Source organism: Candidatus Melainabacteria bacterium RIFOXYA2_FULL_32_9, assembly GCA_001784615.1.
GTDB lineage: Bacteria > Cyanobacteriota > Vampirovibrionia > Gastranaerophilales > UBA9579 > UBA9579.
Genome location: MFRQ01000003.1, coordinates 658 through 5,609, shown reverse-complemented (window position 1 = coordinate 5,609; position 4,952 = coordinate 658). Strand labels below are relative to the sequence as shown.

Genomic DNA, 4,952 nt, shown 5'->3' with positions numbered 1-4,952 from the left:
ACTGATAACTTTAAACTAAGTCCTACTGCTTCAGTGGCTTAGCCACATTTATAAGTCATTAATTATTCCAATAATACCTCATTCTTTGCTTCAAAGGCTTTAGGCGTTAACCTAATTTAGGTAATGGATATTACCCTATTTTTTACAGTCGGAATTTTTTTATCTAAAATTAGAAAAGCAGTTTCCATTGACTGTATTATATTATCGATAGCCAAATTAACCGAAGTAAAGAATTCTAATTCAAGCTTCATATTAGCTTTAACATCATCTAAATTAGGTAAAACGCTAGTATTATATTGTCTAGTGTATTTCCATATTTCATTCTGCAAATATATGGATAAAAATACATTTTTTACAACATCATTTCTGACTTGAGCCATGGAATCTTTTATAGGACTAATTTTTGCTTCAATAATGTCAAAATTAATTTCCTGATCTTCAAACAAAACACAAACTTCTCTTAATTCAGATATAACTGGTTTTGCAAGCTTATCAATTTCCTGAATCTTTTTATATTCATTTTTTAGTTCAGGATAAATAGAATCATTTAATTGTGCCCATTTATCCTGCGTTTTTTCTATTACTTCAGATAATTCCTGACTAATAGTAAAGCTTGGAGACCCAATAATATTTATGAAATCATCAAATTCCATATATTCCATGCCATTAATCAAAGCCCCTGAAGTTGAAGTGTTAATAATTCTTGCAGGATTATGTTCTTGCCTGAATATCTCCTCAAAATGTCTTATAAATAATGCATAATCATCCCTGGTTGGTAACATTTGACCATTATAACCTTTTACATGCATTAATTTCTTAATCACTTTACCAGGAATAACATAATCTCCGGCTTCATTACATTGTAAATCCTGTCCATCAGCATAAATTTTGTTATTTACCATTGCAAGATCAAGTCCAGCAAAAGTAATGACATTACAGCCAAATGCTTTAGCCAGGTAATAACTTAAAATAGAGACACTGCCACCTGATTTATACAAGCCTACATCAGCACTTGTATGATCTCTAAACCACTGAGCAGCAAGATCTGTTTCAGATAGGTATATTATCTTTGACTTAAAATCTTTCTGAATAATACAATTTTCTGCTCTTGAATTAATTACAAGGTTAATTTTAGATAAATGCTCTTCTATTCCTTCAATATGGAAAGAAAGATTACTCGCATCTGTAAATGTTGCAAAATCAGGAATAATTCCTTCTTGAATCAAATACTTTAATATTGGAGCAACAGCAATAATTATAAATTTATCTCTATTTTCTTTAATCTTTTGTACCTGATTAACTAATGAGGGCCCGGCTGAAATAATTAATGCTGTCTTATTAGAAAATACTCCTTCAAAAAATCCTAATGGTCTGGATTCTGAATAATATTGCAAGTTTAAAATACTGTTTTTAACCCAGGATTTACACTGGTTGAAAATGGTGTTCTGATCGGCAGACTTGGATTCACAAATTTCAAGTGCGGTTTGGGTTAATTTAATTAACTGATCTTGAGCTAAGGCAGCAAAGGAATTTAAGAATAAAAATTCTACTTTATCTCCAGATAAAAATTCTGCTTGCAGCTTCTGGTTTAAATCTTCAATATTATCAGTTATAAACACCCGATTCTCAGAAAATTCTACTGAAAAATCAACATACTCAAGCACAAATCTTAATACTTCTATAAAAGGTTCAATCAGAAATATCTTAGAATCAGAGCTCACAAAAGCCCTCTTAAACAAATAACCTAATCCAAGACCAAAAACTATTTGTATGTCATTTACCTTTAAATCAGTCTTAATAGTTCTGTGCCAGACTGTCTTGGCTTCTCTGATGGGATCTAAGGAACTATGAAGATTAACTTTATTGTAATTTATAATTAAATCCTTGCTTTCAGCATTTACAACATCAATATTTTTTATATTTGCTATATCTATTTTCTCTAACTTAGATGCCAAGACAGGATTTTTTACCTTCAATACTTCCAAATTCTTTTGAAACATAATTCAATAACCTCTATTTTCTATCTAATATTAAATCCACCACTTCTCTAAAAGCTCCATTTCCAGCTTGTGCTGTTGTTATATAAATATTGTTTATTTTTTTTACTTTACAATTAGCATCAGGAACAGTTATAGGTAAACCTACTTTTTCTAATACAGATATATCATTGATATCATCTCCAAAATAACAAATACTAGAAAGAGGGACAGAATATTTTTCGGAAATAGATAACAAAACAGCCAATTTATCTCTAATTCCTTGATGAACATCATCAAGATTAAATTTATCGGCTATTCTGTCTATTATCTTATTTTTCTCACCTGAAATAATTGCAACTTTATAACCATTTTTGACAGCCAAAGACATACCCATTATATCTTTAAAACTAACTCTTTTAAGTTCCTCAAAAGACTCTGTTGAATAATAGACAAATCCGTCTGTTATTACACCATCAAAATCGGTTGCAATTATTTTTATATCATTATTAAATCTTGATAACATTTAATGAATTATTCACTCTCCTCAATTTCTTAATTATTGGTTTTTCACTATCATAAACCACTTTACATCCGTCACCCATTAATGCAGGCACTTGACGAATGTCTCTCACTAATCTAAATAAACCTTCAGGCTCAAGACTTGCAGCTTGATCGCTTCCCCACATAGTTCTATCAAGAGTTACATGCCTTTCAATACTCACTGCTCCTAGCGCTACAGCGATTATTGAAGGAGTTATTCCTCTTTCATGGCCACTAAAGCCAATTGAGAAATCATAATTTTTCCTATAATCAGTAATTACAGATAGATTAATCTCATCTGAATCTGTTGGATAAGTAGAAGTACAATGATAAAGGATGAGATCATTCTTTCCAAGCACTTCAATTGCATGATCAATCTCTTCTTGAGTACTCATTCCTGTAGAAAGTAAAATTGGTTTACCTTTTGATCTTGTATAACGCAATAAATTATCATCTGTTAAAGAAGCAGAAGCAATTTTATAACAAGGAGGATCAAACATATCAATAAAGTCTATAGCTCCCTCATCCCAACAGGATGCAAACCACATTATCCCTTTAAATCTGCAATAATCATCTATTTCGAGATAATCTTCATAAGTAAATTCAAGACCTCTTTTTAAATCTCCGTTAGTGTCACCAAAAGGATTAGGGCGAGGCATCGCAAGCTCTTCTTGAGTATAAACAACATCAACTGTACGTTTTTGGAATTTAACCGCATCACAACCACTTGATACAGATATATCAATTAATTTTTTAGCAATTTCAACCGATCCATTATGATTAATGCCTATTTCCGCAATAACAAAACAAGGTTCACCATCCCCAACCAATTTGCTTCCTATTTTAACTTTTTTACCCATACCTTTAACCCACCTTATGTTCCAACTAACTATTGATGTTTTCTAATATTAACATATCCTTTTTATATATTTCTTGGTATAAATAATGTAATTTATAAGTGTTATACCAACAACAAAATGGTCTTAAATTCTAATCATCAGTATTTTTCCTGTTTTCCAAGTATTCTTTATAAATATCAGGAAAATGGGATGAATTAAATCCTTCAGTATCCTGAAATTTTGAATCATTTTCTTCTTGTATAACTGGTTGTTCACTCTCAATTTGATCATTAAGTTCTGTTAATAGATTAATATTATTATTTGTACTACCAATTACTAATTGTTTACCCTTTATTTCAACTAAATGAATACTCTTTCCCTGGCCTAAAGTAGTACTTGATAACAGACTAAATTTATTATTTAAACCTGAACTGAGTTTTCCAGATAATAAAGCAGCAGGGTCAACCCCTCGTAACTTAGTATAAAGCCAACCAAATATAAGCACCAATATAATCACAATAAACAAAGAAGAGACTAGCGACATAAAATCTGGCTCTTTAATCGAATCCACATCCTTAACTTTATTTGAGAGAGGTGCATCATAATCAGAAATATTTAATTTTTCTTTTTCGTAATTAGCTGGCAAGTTCTCATTTTGCAGATTATTTTCACTAAGCAAAGAATTTTTATTTTCTTGCAAGAAATTATTTGAACTCTGTTTATTATCGTTATTAGTAGTTGACATAGTTGCCTTAACATCTTTATGAGCTGCTAAAGTATGAATTGGTGCAGTAGATGTATTTCTAATTACTGTAGAACTATTTGGCTTATCATATTTAGGCCTTAATGCTAATTTATTGCTCGTAATATTATTTTGTTTTTTTGATTCCTGTAAAACTATTTTATCTGTTTTTTTTGTATCAATAACATTATTAGATTTATTATCAATTCTTGTTTTTGATACGACCTTTCTATTTTCAATATTAGACGGTATAGTTGAGGCAGAATTAGTGTTTAATTCGTTAATACCTTGCTTATCAGGTTTTATAACAGTTGTATGAATTTTAAAACCAGCAAGCGTCATACTGTTTAATTGAGATTTTTCAGGGGTATTTGCATAACTGGGTAAAACAAAAGGCAGTAACTGCATTATTAACATACAAAAAAACAGCATTAAATTATATTTTCTTTTTAACTGCAACTTATCAATCTCCGCCCAAAAAAACTTAGTTTGATTTATAAATTTTAATTTATTGATATATTATACCCTAATAAAGCTTTTAGTAATAAAAAATTTACAAATACCAGCAATTAAAAACTATAAAGTTATCCAATAATTTTCTTTACAGCGTCAATTACTCTATACGGTGTAAATGGTTTTACAATAAAATCTTTTGCTCCAGATTGGATTGATTCAATAACAGTGGCCTGCTGCCCCATAGCAGAACACATAATAACATTTGCCGATGGATTGATACTGATTATTTTTTTTAAAGCACTAATGCCATCTTCCTGAGGCATAACAATATCCATTATTACTAAATCAGGAGAATGTTTTTTATATTCTTCTACTGCCTCAGCAGCACTTGCAGCT

General features: G+C 30.3%; 5 protein-coding genes and 1 pseudogene (1 of these 6 running past the window's edge). 1 reads left to right on the top strand and 5 read right to left on the bottom strand.

The features are described from left to right. Positions 1-5 (top strand): annotated as a pseudogene (locus tag A2255_05205) (hypothetical protein); it begins 496 nt to the left of the window's first position. A gap of 111 nt (positions 6-116) precedes the next feature. Here the strand turns inward: A2255_05205 and A2255_05200 are convergent. The 5 genes from A2255_05200 to A2255_05180 form a co-directional block, all read right to left on the bottom strand. Continuing rightward, positions 117-2,000, bottom strand: a complete 1,884-nt coding sequence (locus tag A2255_05200) for a hypothetical protein (GenBank protein OGI23618.1) — start codon at positions 1,998-2,000, stop codon at positions 117-119. A gap of 13 nt (positions 2,001-2,013) precedes the next feature. Further along, complete coding sequence (locus A2255_05195; GenBank protein ID OGI23617.1) at positions 2,014-2,502, bottom strand: hypothetical protein; 489 nt, start codon at positions 2,500-2,502, stop codon at positions 2,014-2,016. Then, complete coding sequence (locus A2255_05190) at positions 2,486-3,379, bottom strand: N-acetylneuraminate synthase (GenBank protein OGI23616.1); 894 nt, start codon at positions 3,377-3,379, stop codon at positions 2,486-2,488. The genes A2255_05195 and A2255_05190 overlap by 17 nt, the downstream gene beginning before the upstream one ends. Positions 3,380-3,509: 130 nt before the next feature. Next, entirely contained in the window at positions 3,510-4,559 is a 1,050-nt protein-coding gene (locus A2255_05185) for a hypothetical protein (protein ID OGI23615.1), read from the bottom strand. Between the two features lie 125 nt (positions 4,560-4,684). Beyond that, positions 4,685-4,879 (bottom strand): hypothetical protein, encoded by a 195-nt coding sequence (locus tag A2255_05180; protein OGI23614.1) that lies wholly within the window; start codon positions 4,877-4,879, stop codon positions 4,685-4,687. Positions 4,880-4,952 lie beyond the last annotated feature (73 nt).